The organism is Massilia alkalitolerans DSM 17462, assembly GCF_000427785.1.
GTDB classification, from domain to species: domain Bacteria; phylum Pseudomonadota; class Gammaproteobacteria; order Burkholderiales; family Burkholderiaceae_D; genus Telluria; species Telluria alkalitolerans.
Window position 1 is genome coordinate 107291 of the sequence record NZ_ATYR01000005.1, and the last position, 15246, is coordinate 122536.

Sequence of the window (15246 nt, forward strand, 5' to 3'; positions counted from 1 at the left end):
CATGCAACATCGCGCTATCCGGTTTAGAATAGCGCGGTTTTGGAACAAAACCCGTCCAACCAACGCACAAGGAATTGAACATGGAACATACCCTGCCGCCACTGCCGTACGCTAAGGATGCCCTGCAGCCGCACATCTCGGCCGAGACCCTGGAATACCACCACGGCAAGCACCACCAGACCTATGTCACCAACCTGAACAACATGATCAAGGGGACCGAGTACGAAAACATGTCCCTGGAAGAGATCATCCAGAAGTCGACCGGTGGTGTGTTCAACAACTCGGCCCAGGTGTGGAACCACACCTTCTTCTGGAACTGCATGACCCCGAACGGCGGCGGCGCACCGACCGGCAAGGTCGCTGACGCGATCAACGCCAAGTGGGGCTCGTTCGACAAGTTCAAGGAAGAGTTCAACAAGTCGGCACTGGGCAACTTCGGCTCGGGCTGGACCTGGCTGGTGCAGAAGGCCGACGGCAGCGTCGACATCGTCAACACCTCAAACGCCGGCACCCCGCTGACCACCTCGGACAAGCCGCTGCTGACCGCCGACGTCTGGGAGCACGCCTACTACATCGACTACCGCAATGCGCGCGCCAAGTTCCTGGACGCGTTCTGGAATGTCGTGAACTGGGACTTCGTGAACCAGAACGCGGCTTAAGCCCTTCTCGTTCATGAATGCAAACGGCCCGCTTTCGCGGGCCGTTTGCTTTTCAGGATAGGAAGAATCGGCAGGCTTAGCCCCGCGCCTCCGCATCGATCCGCGAATTGGCCGCGGTATCGCGCATGAACCAGCACACCACCAGGGTGCAGGCGATCACGCCCGTGGCATACCAGTAGAACCCGCTTTCCATATTGATCGACTTGAACCACAAGGCCAGGTACTCGGCCGTCCCGCCGAACACCGACACCGCGAAGGCATACGGCACGCCGACGCCGGTGGCGCGGATGGTGGCTGGGAACAGCTCGGCCTTCACCAGCGCGTTGATCGAGGTGTAGCCGGACACGATGATCCAGGCGCAGGCGATCAGGGCGAAGGCTTCCCACGGGCCTGACGCATTGCGGATCGCCGTGAGCAGCGGCACCGTGAACAGGGTGCCGAGCAGCGCGAAGCCCACCAGCAGCGGACGGCGGCCGATGCGGTCGGACAGCGCGCCGTACAGCGGCTGCAGGCACATGGCGAACAGCAGCGAGGCCGCGGAGACCGCCGTGGTCTGGGCGTCGGTGAGGCCGACCGACAGGCGCAGGAATTTCTGCATGTAGGTGGTGTAGACGTAGAAGGCCAGCGTGCCGCCCATGGTCAGGCCGATCACCAGGAGGACCTCGCGCGGGTGCTGCATCAGCTGCTGCAGGCCGCCCATCTTCTTGGCCTTCTTGCGCGCCGCCTCGAAGGAGTCGGTCTCGGGCATGTTGTGGCGCATGGTCAGGGCCAGCACCGCCAGGGTCGCGCCGATGAAGAAGGGAATGCGCCAGCCCCAGGCCCGCAGCTCTTCGTCCGAGAGCAGGTAGCGCTGCAGCACCAGCAGGAGCAGCAGCGCCAGCAACTGGCCGCCGATCAGGGTCACGTACTGGAAGCTGGCGTAGAAGCCGCGGTGCTTCGAATCCGCCATTTCCGACAGATAGGTGGCGCTGGCGCCGTATTCGCCGCCCAGGCTCAGGCCCTGCAGCAGGCGCGCCAGCAGCAGGATGCAGGGCGACAGGATGCCGGCGGTGGCGTAGGTCGGCGCGCAGGCGATCAGGAGCGAGCCGAAGCACATCAGCAGGACCGAGGCCATCAGGGCCGTCCTGCGGCCGCGCCGGTCGGCCAGGCGGCCGAACAGGATGCCGCCGATCGGGCGCACGAAGAAGCCGAGCGCGAAGATGCCGGCCGTGGACATCATCTGCGCGGTCGGGTCCTGGGCCGGAAAGAAGGAACTCGCGAAGTACAGCGCGAACGCCGAATAGCAGTAGAAGTCGAACCACTCGACCAGGTTGCCGGACGAGCCGACGAAGATGGCGCGCAAGCGTTTGCCGGAAATCCGTTCTCCGGCCTGGGCGCGGCCCTCGACGGCCTGCCGCGTTGTGACTGCAGTCATGTTGTCTCCTGTGATGCACGGGAGATCGACGCGTCTCCCGTTTCCAGGCCCTTACTATCCCGCGCGGCCGTACGGCGCGCATCCGGGATGTCGCTGCGCCCGCCTCCGTAAAACTACGCAGAAGCATTCCAAAGCGCCGGCGCAACTGCTATCGTCTCGTGATCTGATCCTGAGGAAACCGAATGGCCCGCCCGTTCATCGCCCGTTACTGGCGCGGGCTTCTTGTCGCCGTGGGCGCGCTGGTCCTGATCGCGGCAGCGGGACACTGGGCCGAGCAGCGCGAACTGCGCTCCAAGACCCAGGCCCTGCAGCAGGCCGCCGCCGCGCAGGCGCTGGGCCTGCGCGGCCTGGTCGAGAAGCACGACTTCCTGCCACATGCCGTGGCGCGCCACCCGGGCGTGCAGGACTTGCTGCGCGCCCCGCAGGATGCCTCCCTGCGGGCGCGCGCCAACGATTACTTTGCCGACCTGCAGGCGACCACCGGCGCCGCCGCGCTCTACCTGGTCGACCGCGATGGCTTGACGCTGGCCGCCAGCAACTGGAACACGCCCTCGAGCTTCGTCGGGCAGAACTACCGGCAGCGGGCCTACTTCGAAGATGCCGTGCAGGGCCGCCGCGGTTTGTTCTATGGCCTCGGGCTCACCACGGGCCAGTCCGGCCTGTTCATCGCGGAGCCCGTGCGCGTGGACGGCGCCATCCTCGGCGTGGCCGTGGTCAAGATCAGCCTGGAGGCGCTGCAGGCCACCTGGATGCGCGGGCTCGAACCGGTCGTGCTCAGGGACAGCCGCGGCATCGTCTTCCTGAGCGGCGTGCCCGAATGGCTGTACCAGGGCATCCGGCCGGTTTCCGCGCAAGACGCGCGCTGGATCGCCGAACACGGCCAGTACGGCAAGCGCACGCGCTTCGATGTCCTGCCGTGGAAGATCGAGGCGCGACCCGACGGCGCAGGCTTCGTCCTGCGCACCCAGGTGCAGGGACAACGACGAACCCTGCTCGCGCTCGACACCCCGCTGCCGGAACTTGGCTGGACCCTCACCGTCACCTCGGACATGAAGGAAGTGGCGCAGGCGCGCCGCTCCGCGCTCGCGCTCACGACGCTGGCCGTGGCGCTGCTGCTGCTTGGCACGCTGTACTGGCGGCTGCGCGAGCGGCGCTTCGTCGAACAGCGCACCGCGCGCCTCGAGCTGGAGCGCCGGGTCGACGAGCGCACCCGCGACCTGGAAGAAGCGCACGCCTTCCGCAAGGCCATGGAAGACTCCCTCCTGGTCGGCATGCGCGCCCGCGACCCGGACGGGAAGATCATCTACGTCAACCCGGCGCTGTGCGCCATGGTCGGCTACAGCGCCGAGGAACTGCTCGGCTGCCGGCCGCCCTACCCCTACTGGCATCCGGACGACCTGGAAAAGCAGGCGCGCGAAAGCGACGATGCCCTGCAGGGCCGCGCCGCACCGCACGGCTTCGAATCGCGCATCCGCCACAAGGACGGGCACGACGTCATCACGATGGTCTATGCCGCGCCGCTGGTCGACGCCCAGGGCGTGCACCGGGGCTGGATGAGCTCCGTGGTGGACATCACCGCGCAGAAGCAGGCCGAAGCCCGCCAGCGCGACCAGGAATTGCGCCTGCAGCGCAGCGCGCGCCTGGCCAGCGTGGGCGAAATGGCGTCCACGCTGGCGCACGAACTCAACCAGCCGCTGATGGCCCTGTCCAATTTTGCCGTGGCGGCGCGCGCGCTGGCCGCGCAGGGACCGTCCGACCTGCTGCCGGGTGCGCTCGACGAGATCGTCGGCCAGTCGCAGCGTGCCAGCGAGATCGTCAAGCGGGTGCGCGCCTTCATCAACCCGCAACGGGCCCAGTACGAAATCCTGGCGATGGAGGACGTGATCACCCATGCAGAAACGCTGCTCGAGCCCGAGCTGAAAGCCCAGGGCGCCACCCTGCGCCTGCTGCTCGAGGACGCCGGCGCCCAGGTGCGCGGCGACCGGGTCCTGCTCGAGCAGGTCCTCGTCAACCTGGTCCATAATGCGCTGCAGGCCATGCAGGACCTGCCGCGTCACCGCCGCACGATCGAGCTGGCCTGCCGCCGCAGCGAAGGAGGGCTGCGCATCAGCGTGGCCGACCAGGGTCCGGGCATTCCGGCCGAGCAGCTCGACCAGGTGTTCTCCCCCTTCTTCACCACCAAGCCCGATGGCCTCGGGCTGGGCCTGAACATCTGCCGCAGCATCGTCGAGGCCCACGGCGGCGCCATCGGCGTCGAGAACCGGCCGGGCGGCGGCGCCACCTTCTCGTTCACGCTGCCCATCGTTCCATGAAAGAGCCATGAAAGAGTCATGAAAGAAGCGCCACTGACCCTGTACGTCGTCGACGACGACGAAGCCCTGCGCCGCTCCCTGCTCCTGTTGCTGTTCTCGCAGGGAATGGCGGTGCAGGCCTTTGACTCCGGCGAGTCCTTCCTCGACACCGTCGACCTGCGCCAGCCGGGCTGCGTGATCCTCGACCTGCGCATGGGCGGCATGAGCGGCCTGGAGGTCTTCGAGCGCCTCTTGGGCGCGCACAGCCCGCTGGTGACCCTGTTCCTGTCGGCGCACGGCGACATCCCGACCGCCCTGGAAGCGGTGCGGCGCGGCGCCTACGACTGGGTGGAAAAGCCTGACACCCAGCGGCTGCTCGACAAGCTGCCCGCCGCCACCGCGCTGGCGCGCGCCCGCGCCCACGCGCTGCGCATGTGGGCCGAGCTGACGCCGCGCGAGCGCGAGGTGGCGCGGCTTGTCGGGCTGGGCCAGCCCAACAAGGAAATCGCCCGCATGCTGGTGCCGCCCTGCAGCCACCGCTCGGTGGAGACGCACCGCGCCAACATCTTCAGCAAACTGGAGTGCGCCAACGACAACGAGCTTGGCCGCTGGCTGGCGGCCCATCCCTTGCTGGACTGAAAGCTCAGCGGATCAGCACTTCGTTGCGGAAGCGCCAGGCATAGGTCTGGCCGACCTTCAGCTGCGCCGGATGCTCGCGCAGCTCGACCAGGAAGCTGCCCAGCTCGTCGCGACGGATGCGCGCGATGGCGCGGGCGCATACCAGGGTGCCGCGCCGGATCTGCCAGAACTGGTCGGGGTCCAGGCCTGCCGCCAGGTCCTTGATCGGCATCCGGATCAAGCCTTCATCCAGGGCGGTGACCACCCGCGTGTAGCGCGTGTCCGATTCGAAAAACAGGATCTCGTCGATCGGGAACAGCTTGATGATGTTCCCCGCCGTGCAGCTGATCCAGCGGATCCGCTCCTGGGCGGCGTTCGGCCGCAGGCGCTGGTCGAGTTCCATCCAGCTTTTGGCGCGCTCGGCGTCGCCGTTGCCCGCCGCGAGCTGGGTCCGCACGCGTTGCAAGGCCTGTTCCAGCCTGGCCCCGTTGACCGGCTTGAGCAGGTAGTCGACGGCGCCGAGGTCGAAGGCTTCGATCGCATGGCTGTCGTAGGCGGTCGTGAAGACGACGCAGGCTTTGCCCGCGCTGGCGCGCGCGACCTCGAGCCCGCTGATGCCGGGCATGCGGATGTCGAGGAAGGCCACGCTTGGTTCCAGCTCGGCGATCGCGGCCAGCGCTTCGCTGCCGTCTTCCACGGAGGCGACGATCTCGAGCTCCGGCCAGGCAAGCAGGAGCAGGCGTTGCAGCTCGGCGCGCTGCAGGTCCTCGTCGTCGGCAATGATCGCGGTCGGCATGCTCAATCTTCCTCCATGGTCTCGACCAGCGGCAGCGCGATGCTGGCCACCACGCCGCATTCCTCGCCGGTGCGCAGTTCGAGCGCGGCGGCGCCGCCATACAGGTGCTTCAGGCGCTCGCGGATATTCGCCAGGCCAATGCCGCTGCCGCTCGATGCGGAGAAGCCGATGCCGTCGTCGATCACGCTCAGCTCCAGCATCCTGACGCCATTCAGCTCGCGCGAGGCGGCCGTCACCCGGATCCGCGCCGGCCCTTTCCTGGGCTCGATCCCATGCTTGACCGCGTTCTCCACCAGCGAAATCAGCATCAGGGGCGGAATCAGGGCGGCGCGCAGCTCCGGCGCACAGCTCACCTCGGTGCGCAGGCGCGGCATGCGCGCCGCGATCACGCCCAGGTAGGCCCGCACCGAATCGCATTGCGAACCGAGGGTGACGAAGGTGCTGGCGCGGTCGGCGCGTAGTTGCGGGATGGTCGAGCGCAGGTAGTCGATCAGGTGGTCGATCATGACGATGCCGCGGTCCGGATCGGACAGCATGGCGGCGCGCACGCCCGACAGCGTATTGAACAGGAAGTGCGGCTCGACCTGGCTGGCCAGCACCGCCAGCTTCACCTCGACTTCGTTGCGCTGGTGCTTGTAACGCTCCGCCTCCGCCTGCAGGGCGGCCTCGCGCAGCATCCTGCGCTGGCGGAAATAGGCGGCCAGGTCGAAGGGGCCGGCCAGCCAGACCAGCACCGGGAACCAGATCACCAGGTTGACCAGGCGGTTGTCGCGCTCCTGCTCGGCCTGCAGTTCGGCCGACGCCTGCCCTTGCGTCGGCTGGCCGCCGGTCCTCACGAAAGGGGTCAGCGACCAGGCCAGCAGCACGCCCAGCAGCAATGCGCACACGATGCCGGCCGCTTCGCGCCGCGGACGCCAGCCGCGTGCGCGCACCAGCACCGCCAGGCCGCGCCCCAGCGCCAGGGCGGTGGCCACCACCAGCCAGATGGCCGGGAAGGTGAACCAGAAGGACAGCGGGTTCACCTCCGGCGGCGGCTTGGGAACCAGCGCGGCCAGCACGGCCAGGACCAGCGCGAACAGGATCATCGGCGCGCGGAAGGAGCGCATGCGGTAGACGTACCAGGTCTTGCCGAACACCGGATACTGCTGGGCGCGATGCGACCAGCCTCCCAGCCGGGTGGCGAGGCTGGACGGGAGCGGCGACTCGTGCTCGGCTGGCGCATTTTTTTCCATATGGCTATTTTATGCTGTTGCGTGGCGCTGTGACCGTTGCCAGGATCCACTCGCTGACGGTATCGAGCGCGAGCGGCGCAACGCTTTCCTCGATCTCGGCGTATTCCGATCCGGCCCCGGTGCGCGCGGTCTGGAACAGGTGGTTCAGCGCCGGCAGTTCCTTCACCACGGCGCGCGGATTGCTCTTGAGCGCGCTGCGGATCGCCGTCAGGTTCATCGCGGCCGGCACCTGCAGGTCGCGCTCGCCGTTCAGCACCAGAATGGGCTGGCGCACGGACTGCAGGACCGGGCCGGGTTCGTGCCGCAGGAAGGCATGGAACCAGGGCGAGGTGAATTCCCTGGCGCGCGCCGCGGCCGTCCCGGTCGGCAGGATCCCCTTGCGTTCGGCCTCTTCCATCATCTGGCGCGCCTTGTCGCCGGCCAGCTCAGGGCGCGACTCGGCCACGATGGCCGCGAATACCGCGCGGTTCAGCTCACGCTCCCTGGCCACCGCTTCCTCCGGCATCCCCGCGGCTTTCGTGCCAAGCGCGATCTGTTCGACCATCAGCAGTTCGCCGCGCACGCCGGGGCCCGCCAGTATCACGACGAAGGCCAGGCCTGGGTCGCGCGCCGCCACCATTGGCGCGATCATGCCGCCCTCCGAGTGGCCGAGCATGCCGATCCGTTTCGCATCGACCTCGGGACGGCCGCGCAGGAAGGCGACCGCGGCCTCGGCATCGCTGGCGAAGTCCTGGGTCGTCGCGTCCTTGTACACGCCGCCCGACTGCTTGACGCCACGCTTGTCGTAGCGAAGGACCGCGATACCCTGGCGGCTCAGGTGGTCGGCCAGCACCAGGAAGGGCTTGTGCTCGCGGGTGGTCTCATCGCGATCGACCGCACCGGAACCATGCACCAGCACGACCGCCGGGAACGGCCCCTTGCCCTGGGGGACGGTCAGGGTGCCGGCCAGGTTGTGGCCGCCCGCCGGATTGGCAAAGCCGACCTCGACACTGGCATAGCTCGGCTGGCGCGCGGCGATCGCTTCCAGCTGCGGACGTTTCGGCTTGAGCGCCGCGGCATCGGTGCGCTCGAGGCGCAGCGGCACGGCCTGGCCGTTCTGGCTCCAGGTGCCGATCCAGGCCTGGTCCTGCTCGCTCCAGCGCGCCGTGAAACCGGCATTCAGGGCCGGCAGCCTGAATCCGAGCTCCTCCTCGCCGACGCTGAGCTGCTCCACCTTCGTCTTGAAGCCCTGCTGGGGCACCGCCAGCTTGCCTTCCCATTTGCCGTCGGCCGCCCTGGCGAATTCCAGGTGAACGTTCAGGGAATCCGCGATGCGGCCTTTCCAGTGGCCGGTGGCGTCGATGGCGGAGGCGGGGCCGGCTGCCAGGGCGAGGCTGGCCACGAGGCCGAGCAGGGTCGATTTCATGCGCTGTCTTTTTCTTCAGGTTCGGGAAGTCCACTGTAGTCAGACCGGCGTCCCGGCTCAGCGAAATGCGGCGAACCCCGGTTTTGATGACATGGACAGTGCTCGCCCTGACATGAACGCGGCTACACGCTGTTCTCGCCCTGCCCCTTGGCCCGGTCGAACACCTGCCCGGTCAGGGAATGGCGCTTGCGTCCGCGCCAAGCCCGGCGCCCGGCTGCGCCAGGTGCCGGCGCAGGAAGTCCACGCAGACGCGCACCCTGCCCGATCCGGCAAGGCGCTGCGGATAGACCGCCCACACGTTGGCCGGCTGGGTGTAGTCCGGCAGCACCTGCACCAGCGCGCCACTGTCCAGGTAGCCCCGCGCATCCCATAGCGAGCGCAGCACGATGCCGGCCCCTTCCACCGCCCAGCGCAGCGCAATCTCGCCGTGGTTGGTCGACAGCGCGCCGGACACCCGCACCGTCTCCTCCCCGCCTTTGCCGCGCAGGCGCCAGGTGCCGAACGGGTGGTCGCGCTCCTTGATCGCCAGGCACTGGTGGCTGGCGAGTTCCTTCAGCGACTTCGGCATGCCGTGCCGCGCGACATAGCTTGGTGCGGCGCACAGGATGCGGTGGTTGTCCATCAGCTTGCGCGCCACCAGCTGCGGCGGCAGGTTGTCGCCGATGCGCACGTCCAGGTCGAAGCCTTCCGCCACCGTATCGACCAGGCGGTCGAACACCTCGAGGCGGATCTGCAGCATGGGGTGGCTGGCGGCCAGCCTGGCAATCACCGGCGCCACCACATTGCGTCCGAAGCCGAAGCTGCTGCAGATGCGCAGCCGCCCGGCCGGCTCCTGGCGCCGCTCCGAGACGTCGTCGAGCATGTCGTCGAGCTGTTCGAGGATCAGCAGAGCCCTGGTATAGACCTGCTCGCCCTCCTCCGTGATGAGCACGCGACGCGTGGAGCGCTCGAACAGCCGCACCCCGAGCTGCGCCTCCAGCACGCCGATGCGCTTGCTGACGAAGGCCGCGGACATGCCCAGGCTTTCCGCCGCGGCGCTGAAGCTGCCCCGGCGTACTACCTCGACGAACACCCGCAGGTCGCCGTTCTCGATTTGATTATTCACGATTCGTGTTCTATAAGGCCACACTAACGGGGATTATAAACGCAGCGTTTTCTTGCTAAGCTGAGGCCCGACATGCAAACAGCACAGGAGCGCGCAATGAAGAAGCACAGGATCGCCGTGATCGCCGGCGACGGCATCGGCAAGGAAGTCATGCCCGAGGGCCTGCGCGCCGTCGAGGCGGCGGCGCAGCGGTTCAACATCCCGCTGGAGTTCGTCACGTTCGAGTGGGCCAGCTGCAACTACTACCTCCAGCACGGCAAGATGATGCCGGACGACTGGAAGCAGCAGCTTGACGGTGTCGACGCCATCTTCTTCGGCGCGGTCGGCTGGCCCGACCTTGTTCCCGACCACATCTCGCTGTGGGGTTCGCTGCTGAAGTTCCGCCGCGAGTTCGACCAGTACGTCAACCTGCGCCCGGTGCGCCTGATGCCGGGCGTGCCCTGCCCGCTCGCCAACAAGAAGCCGGGCGACATCGACTTCTACGTGGTGCGCGAAAACACCGAAGGCGAATACTCGGCGGTGGGCGGGCGCATGTTCGAAGGCACCGAGCGCGAGCTGGTGCTGCAGGAAGCCATCTTCACCCGCAAGGGCACCGACCGCATCCTCAAGTACGCCTTCGACCTGGCGCAGCGCCGCCCGAAGAAGCACCTGACCGCCGCCACCAAGTCGAACGGCATCGCGATCTCGATGCCCTACTGGGACGAGCGGGTGGCGGCGATGGGCGAGGCCTATCCGGACGTCCGCTGGGACAAGTACCACGTCGACATCCTGGCGGCGCGCTTCGTGCTGTCGCCGGAGCGCTTCGACGTGGTGGTGGCCTCGAACCTGTTCGGCGACATCCTGTCGGACCTGGGACCGGCCTGCACCGGCACGATCGGCATCGCCCCCTCGGCCAACCTGAATCCCGAGCGCAGCTTCCCCTCGCTGTTCGAGCCGGTGCACGGCTCGGCGCCGGACATCTACGGCAAGAACATCGCGAACCCGATCGCCATGATCTGGTCGGGGGCGATGATGCTGGACTTCCTGGGCTACACCGAGGCGCACGATGCGCTGGTGCAGGCGATGGAGCATTGCCTGGTGAACGGGCCGCGCACGCCGGACATGGGCGGGACGGCGAATACGACCGAGGTCGGCAAGGCCATCAGCGGCTACCTTGCCACGATCTAACGTAGGGTGGACGGCTTCGCCGTCCGCGCGTTCAAACTTGGCTTGAGCAGACGCGACCTCTGTTCAAACGAAAGTTGAACGCGCGGTCGGCATAGCCGACCACCCTACGGTTTATTTCAGTAAGTAGGTATTGAAGAAATCGATCGTCGAATAGAACAGGTAATCGGCATTCGCCTTCTTGCCGAAGCCATGTCCCTCGTCGTTCGCCGTCATGTACCACACCGGCGTGCCGTTCTTCTTCACCGTGGCGACGATCTGGTCGGCCTCCTGCCAAGGCACGCGCGGGTCGTTCTTGCCCTGCACCACGAACAGCGGCTTCTTGATTTTCGAAGCATTGTTGGCCGGCGCCGTCGCTTCCATCCACTTGCGCATTTCCGGATCGCGCTCGTCGCCATACTCCACACGGCGCAGGTCGCGGCGGTAGCTTTCGGTGCGCTCGAGGAAGGTGACGAAGTTCGAGATGCCGACGATGTCGATCGCCGCGGCAATGCGCTCCGGGTACATGGTCGATACGGCAAGGCTCATGTAGCCGCCGTAGGAGCCGCCCACCACCGCCACGCGCGAAGCGTCCATGTCGGGCTGGGTCGCGATCCAGTCGAGCAGCGCGCCGATGTCCTTCACCGAATCTTCCCGCAGCTTGCCGTTGTCCAGCTTCAGGAAGCTCTTGCCGTAGCCGGTCGACCCGCGCACGTTCGGGTAGATCACCGTCAGGCCCATCTCGTCGGTGTAGTAGTTGTTGCGTCCCAAGAAGCCCGGCGTCGACTGCCCTTCCGGACCGCCGTGGATGTTGATCACCACCGGGCGCTTGCCGGGGAACCGGGCGGCATCCGGACGGTAGACGAAGCCCGAGATCTCGCGGCCGTCGAAGGACTTCCAGCGCACCAGCGAGGGTTCGACGAACTTGTTCATGTCGACATCCATCTTCTCGTGCCGGGTCCAGCGCGTCACGACCGCGGTCTTCGCGTCGATGCTGTAGACCTCCGACGGGCTGCGCGCCGAGGACAGCGACAGCGCCAGGTTGCGGCTGTTGTTGTGCCACTCGATGCGGCCGATGACGCCCATCGGCAGCTTCGGCTGCGCCACCAGCTTGTGGTCACGGGTTGACATCATGCGCAGCACGCTGCTGCCGTCCTCGTTCGCCACGAAGGCCAGCAGCTTGCCGTCGTCGGTCAGGTCGAAGCTGTCGATGTCCCAGTTGATGTCGGGCGTCAGCACGGTCTCCTTGCCGCTGGCAAGGTCGATGTAGACCAGGCGCTGGAATTCCGAGCCGCGGTCGCTGGTCGTGTAGACGCCCTTGCCGTCGCGCGAGAACTTGGCATTGCCGTAGGCGACCTTCTCCTCACCCTTGTCGGTCAGGCGGCGGCTCTTGCCGCTGGCAACGTCCATCAGCCACAGGTAGGACTCGTTGGCCGACACGTACTCGCTGTACACCAGCTGCTTGTCGTCGTGCGAGAACTCGAAGGAGCCCCAGCCGCCGCCCGGCAGTTCGGCCAGCACGCGCGCCTGCTCCGGCTGCGTCGGGTCGACGATGCTGACGGTGGAGTTGACCTGGTCGTTCGAGCCCTGCCGGCCCACCGGCACCGTCACGTACAGCAGCCGGCCGTTCTTCTTCGCCCAGGCGGTGTCCTGCACCCGGCGGTTGTCGGGCGTGACGGGAATCGCGTCCGTCTTCCCGACGTCGCGGCGGTAGGCGCGGAACACCTCGTTGCCGCCGGTATCGCGGCCGAACACGTAGAACTTGCCATGGCGCGGCTCGTACTGGGCCGTGCGCACCGGCTCGGCGTAATCGGTCATCAATTCGAGCGGGGCGCCGGGCTTGGCCATACGGAACAGCTGCGGCGTGTTGTTGTGGCGGCGCGAGACGATCATCTCGAGCCTGGTCGGGTGCCAGGATGCGTAGGAGGTCGGCTTGAAGTCGTTGTACTTCGCCACCTGATTGGCCAGGCTGGCGCGTACCGGCGGCACGTTTTCCAGCACCATCGCGGCCGGGGGTGCGACGGCGGTCTCCTGGGCCGCGGCTGTGCCGGCGGCGAGAAGCAGGGTAGCGATCAGGGTCAGCCCGAGCGGGCGGCGGTCAAGTCTCATCCGGTGGTCTCCGATGCATGGGTTGTTGGTGTTGTTGCTCCTCAACTTTACACGATGGTGGACCGGGCGCATCATTGTCACCGAACTGTAAGCAAATGTCCCCCCTTTGTAGGGGCTGTGCTGTCGGACAACTAGTTCTATACAATCTCGGACCAAGGAGAAACAAGCATGTACCGAGTGATGTTGGTGGAAGACGACGCACGCCTGGCGGAGCTCGTCACCGAATACCTGTCCGGCTATGAATTCGCGGTCGACCTGGTCACGCGCGGCGACCAGGCGCTGGAGCGTTTCAAGACGCTCTCGCCCGACGTCGTCGTGCTCGACCTGATGCTGCCGGGCCTGGACGGCATGGTGGTGTGCCGCCAGATCCGCGAGCTGTCCGAAGTGCCGATCCTGATCCTGACCGCGCGCGAGGACTCCTACGACGAAGTCTCGGGCCTGGAACAGGGCGCCGACGATTTCGTCAACAAGCCGGTGCAGCCACGCGTGCTGCTGGCGCGCCTGCGCGCCCTGATGCGGCGCACGGCCCAGGCCAAGGGCGGCCTTGACGCGCGCGTGCTGCAGTTCGGCGCGCTGCGCATCGTCACGACCGACCGCAGCGTGGTCTGGCGTGGCGAGCCCTGCGTGCTGTCGAACACGGAATACAAGCTGCTGCTGGTGCTGGCCGAAGCCGCCGGCCGCGTGCTCTCGCGCGACGCGCTGCTCAAGAAGATGCGCGGGATCGAATTCGACGGGCTCGATCGCAGCATCGACAACTGCATCTCCAAGCTGCGCCGCAAGTTCGAGGATACCGATTCGGAAAAGATCAAGACGGTGTGGGGCGAAGGCTATCTGTTCTCGCCCTCTGCCTGGAATTGATGTTCGTAGGGTGGGCGGCTTTGCCGCCCACCCTACGAAAGCTCGTTACTCGAAGAGCGGCACGATCGCCAGCGGCGCGCTATAGGTAATCACCTGCGCCCGCTCGGCGCCGAAGCGGTAGTTCACTGCTGGGAAGTCGGCATCGAGGTCGCCGCCGAAGGCCGCGCCAGGCGTGAGCGGCAGCGCCTGCTCGCCTTCCGGACGGCGCAGCTTGACCGAGGCCTCCACGCCCTTCTTCGGGAACACCATGCGCACGCCCACGCACTGGCGCGAGCGCGCCGAGGCATCGACGTGGCGGGCATAGGCCAGCGCCTGGGCGCAGGCGGCGCGCAGCTCGTCGGTGTCATAGACGTTGTCCGCCCGCGGCGTGATCGTCACCCGCGCGCGCAGGCTGAAAGGGCCGATCTTGCGGTTCGGCGCCAGCACGGCGTTTTCGTCGTAGGCGGCTTTTACCAGCGGCAGGACGCCGCGGCCGAGGGCGTCGAGCGCCAGGCTGGTCTGCACGGTCTTGCCCGTCAGGATTAGCTGCAGGCCCTCACCCAGGACGCCCTTCTCGCGCGGCAGCAGCTGCAGGTGGTTCTGCAGCAGGCTCTTGGCGCCGCCGTATTTTTCGAACACGACCAGGCTGCGGTAGGCGTCGCGGTAGCTCGCCCACTCCGACGCGGGCGCGAGCGCCTGCGCCGCGGCCAGGCTGGCCGAGCTCAGGAGCAGTGCGCATGCGGTGGCGTGTGCGAATCGCATCATCAGAACCGGTAGGCGAAGGCGGTCGAAACCGTCACGTTGTTGGGCCGCTCGACGAGCGGGCTGCGGCGGGCGTCGCCCATCAGGCGCGTTCCCTGCACGCTTGATGTCAGCATCCAGGAAGGCGACAGCGCCCAGTTCCAGCGCGCGCCGATGCGCAGGTCCTTCACGCCGCCGTTCGGGCGATAGAAGCGGTTGCCGCTGCTCATGGCCTGTTCGGCGCTGACGCCGAAGTAGCTCTGCTGGTAGGCGCGGTTGGCCACATCCAGGCCAGCCGACAGCGACAGCGTGTGGTGCGGGGCCAGCTGCATTGCCAGGCGCTGGATGCCGAACTCGGCGCGCACGCCCTTGCGGTCATTGCCGGCGCCGGCCAGCACGCTGCTGGTCAGGCGCCATTGCGGCGACAGGTAGACATTGAAGAAAGCGCCCGCTTCAGGACGCGCCTTGACCTCTTCCATGCCGGCGAGCGGACTGGCGCTTTTCATCGCGCGCTCCGTCGACGGCAGCATCGTGGCAAAGGCCTCGACGCCGCCGATGCCGTTGCCGGTGCCCGATTCGGTGCGGCGCGGATGGATGGCCAGCAGCGGGCCGTATTCGACGACCGGGCTGGCGGACAGGTGCATCCCCGCGCTCATGCCGGAAATGAAGATGCCGTTGCTCCATTGAACCTGAAGCACTGGCAATGCCCTGACCTTCCTGCTGTCCGCCCCCTCGTACCGCGGCGCCGACACGACGCCCAGCCCCGCATACATATCGCGGCTGCCGTCGGGCATCGGGTTGGTGGTCGGCGTCTGTGCGCTTGCGGCGCTGCCCGAGACTGCCAGAACCAGGGCGAAAAGCTTGTTCATGTCTTTCACAATCGGGAGAGTTCGGCA

General features: G+C 67.1%; 13 protein-coding genes. 5 read left to right on the forward strand and 8 right to left on the reverse strand.

Going from position 1 to position 15246, the window contains the following annotated elements; genetic code table 11:
* The first annotated feature begins 80 nt into the window (after positions 1–80).
* Positions 81–659: a superoxide dismutase gene (locus YWC_RS0107375; RefSeq protein ID WP_027864788.1), complete on the forward strand. Its 579-nt coding sequence runs from the start codon at positions 81–83 to the stop codon at positions 657–659.
* 76 nt (positions 660–735) lie between these two features.
* On the opposite strand, the gene YWC_RS28660 is transcribed toward YWC_RS0107375, so the two are convergent.
* Positions 736–2073, reverse strand: coding sequence for an MFS transporter (locus tag YWC_RS28660; RefSeq protein WP_051306305.1), 1338 nt, complete (start codon positions 2071–2073; stop codon positions 736–738).
* A 182-nt stretch (positions 2074–2255) separates the two neighbouring features.
* On the opposite strand from YWC_RS28660, the gene YWC_RS0107385 reads away from it, so the two are divergent.
* Complete coding sequence (locus tag YWC_RS0107385; RefSeq protein WP_027864789.1) at positions 2256–4385, forward strand: sensor histidine kinase; 2130 nt, start codon at positions 2256–2258, stop codon at positions 4383–4385.
* 18 nt (positions 4386–4403) lie between these two features.
* Entirely contained in the window at positions 4404–5003 is a 600-nt protein-coding gene (locus tag YWC_RS0107390) for a response regulator transcription factor (protein WP_027864790.1), read from the forward strand.
* A gap of 4 nt (positions 5004–5007) precedes the next feature.
* On the opposite strand, the gene YWC_RS0107395 is transcribed toward YWC_RS0107390, so the two are convergent.
* From YWC_RS0107395 to YWC_RS0107410, 4 genes are all read right to left on the reverse strand, one after another.
* Positions 5008–5778, reverse strand: coding sequence for a LytR/AlgR family response regulator transcription factor (locus YWC_RS0107395; protein ID WP_027864791.1), 771 nt, complete (start codon positions 5776–5778; stop codon positions 5008–5010).
* A 2-nt stretch (positions 5779–5780) separates the two neighbouring features.
* Complete coding sequence (locus YWC_RS0107400) at positions 5781–7010, reverse strand: sensor histidine kinase (protein ID WP_027864792.1); 1230 nt, start codon at positions 7008–7010, stop codon at positions 5781–5783.
* 4 nt (positions 7011–7014) lie between these two features.
* Positions 7015–8415: an alpha/beta hydrolase family protein gene (locus tag YWC_RS0107405; protein WP_027864793.1), complete on the reverse strand. Its 1401-nt coding sequence runs from the start codon at positions 8413–8415 to the stop codon at positions 7015–7017.
* A gap of 172 nt (positions 8416–8587) precedes the next feature.
* Complete coding sequence (locus YWC_RS0107410) at positions 8588–9520, reverse strand: LysR substrate-binding domain-containing protein (RefSeq protein WP_027864794.1); 933 nt, start codon at positions 9518–9520, stop codon at positions 8588–8590.
* A 96-nt stretch (positions 9521–9616) separates the two neighbouring features.
* Between YWC_RS0107410 and YWC_RS0107415 the strand changes: the two genes are divergently transcribed.
* Positions 9617–10687 (forward strand): tartrate dehydrogenase, encoded by a 1071-nt coding sequence (locus tag YWC_RS0107415; RefSeq protein WP_027864795.1) that lies wholly within the window; start codon positions 9617–9619, stop codon positions 10685–10687.
* A 111-nt stretch (positions 10688–10798) separates the two neighbouring features.
* Here YWC_RS0107415 and YWC_RS0107420 read toward each other — a convergent pair whose 3' ends face one another.
* On the reverse strand, positions 10799–12772 hold the full coding sequence (locus YWC_RS0107420) for a S9 family peptidase (RefSeq protein WP_027864796.1): 1974 nt from the start codon (positions 12770–12772) through the stop codon (positions 10799–10801).
* Between the two features lie 168 nt (positions 12773–12940).
* Between YWC_RS0107420 and YWC_RS0107425 the strand changes: the two genes are divergently transcribed.
* A complete protein-coding gene (locus YWC_RS0107425) occupies positions 12941–13630 on the forward strand; it encodes a response regulator (RefSeq protein WP_036213539.1) in 690 nt (229 codons plus the stop codon).
* Positions 13631–13675: 45 nt separating this feature from the next.
* On the opposite strand, the gene YWC_RS0107430 is transcribed toward YWC_RS0107425, so the two are convergent.
* Both YWC_RS0107430 and YWC_RS0107435 read right to left on the reverse strand, forming a co-directional pair.
* Positions 13676–14374 (reverse strand): hypothetical protein, encoded by a 699-nt coding sequence (locus tag YWC_RS0107430; RefSeq protein WP_036213542.1) that lies wholly within the window; start codon positions 14372–14374, stop codon positions 13676–13678.
* The gene (locus tag YWC_RS0107435) at positions 14374–15219 is read right to left on the reverse strand and encodes a MipA/OmpV family protein (protein WP_027864799.1); all 846 of its coding nucleotides are present in this window, start codon (positions 15217–15219) and stop codon (positions 14374–14376) included. Before YWC_RS0107435 ends, YWC_RS0107430 begins: the two co-directional genes overlap by 1 nt.
* Between the last annotated feature and the right edge of the window lie 27 nt (positions 15220–15246).

Coding starts and splice junctions, on each gene's coding strand:
- YWC_RS0107395 (WP_027864791.1), bottom strand. CDS start 5,778: ATGCCGACCGCGATCATTGCCGACGACGAGGACCTGCAGCGCGCCGAG.
- YWC_RS0107390 (WP_027864790.1), top strand. CDS start 4,404: ATGAAAGAAGCGCCACTGACCCTGTACGTCGTCGACGACGACGAAGCC.
- YWC_RS0107430 (WP_036213542.1), bottom strand. CDS start 14,374: ATGATGCGATTCGCACACGCCACCGCATGCGCACTGCTCCTGAGCTCG.
- YWC_RS0107420 (WP_027864796.1), bottom strand. CDS start 12,772: ATGAGACTTGACCGCCGCCCGCTCGGGCTGACCCTGATCGCTACCCTG.
- YWC_RS0107375 (WP_027864788.1), top strand. CDS start 81: ATGGAACATACCCTGCCGCCACTGCCGTACGCTAAGGATGCCCTGCAG.
- YWC_RS0107405 (WP_027864793.1), bottom strand. CDS start 8,415: ATGAAATCGACCCTGCTCGGCCTCGTGGCCAGCCTCGCCCTGGCAGCC.
- YWC_RS0107425 (WP_036213539.1), top strand. CDS start 12,941: ATGTACCGAGTGATGTTGGTGGAAGACGACGCACGCCTGGCGGAGCTC.
- YWC_RS0107435 (WP_027864799.1), bottom strand. CDS start 15,219: ATGAACAAGCTTTTCGCCCTGGTTCTGGCAGTCTCGGGCAGCGCCGCA.
- YWC_RS28660 (WP_051306305.1), bottom strand. CDS start 2,073: ATGACTGCAGTCACAACGCGGCAGGCCGTCGAGGGCCGCGCCCAGGCC.
- YWC_RS0107385 (WP_027864789.1), top strand. CDS start 2,256: ATGGCCCGCCCGTTCATCGCCCGTTACTGGCGCGGGCTTCTTGTCGCC.
- YWC_RS0107415 (WP_027864795.1), top strand. CDS start 9,617: ATGAAGAAGCACAGGATCGCCGTGATCGCCGGCGACGGCATCGGCAAG.
- YWC_RS0107400 (WP_027864792.1), bottom strand. CDS start 7,010: ATGGAAAAAAATGCGCCAGCCGAGCACGAGTCGCCGCTCCCGTCCAGC.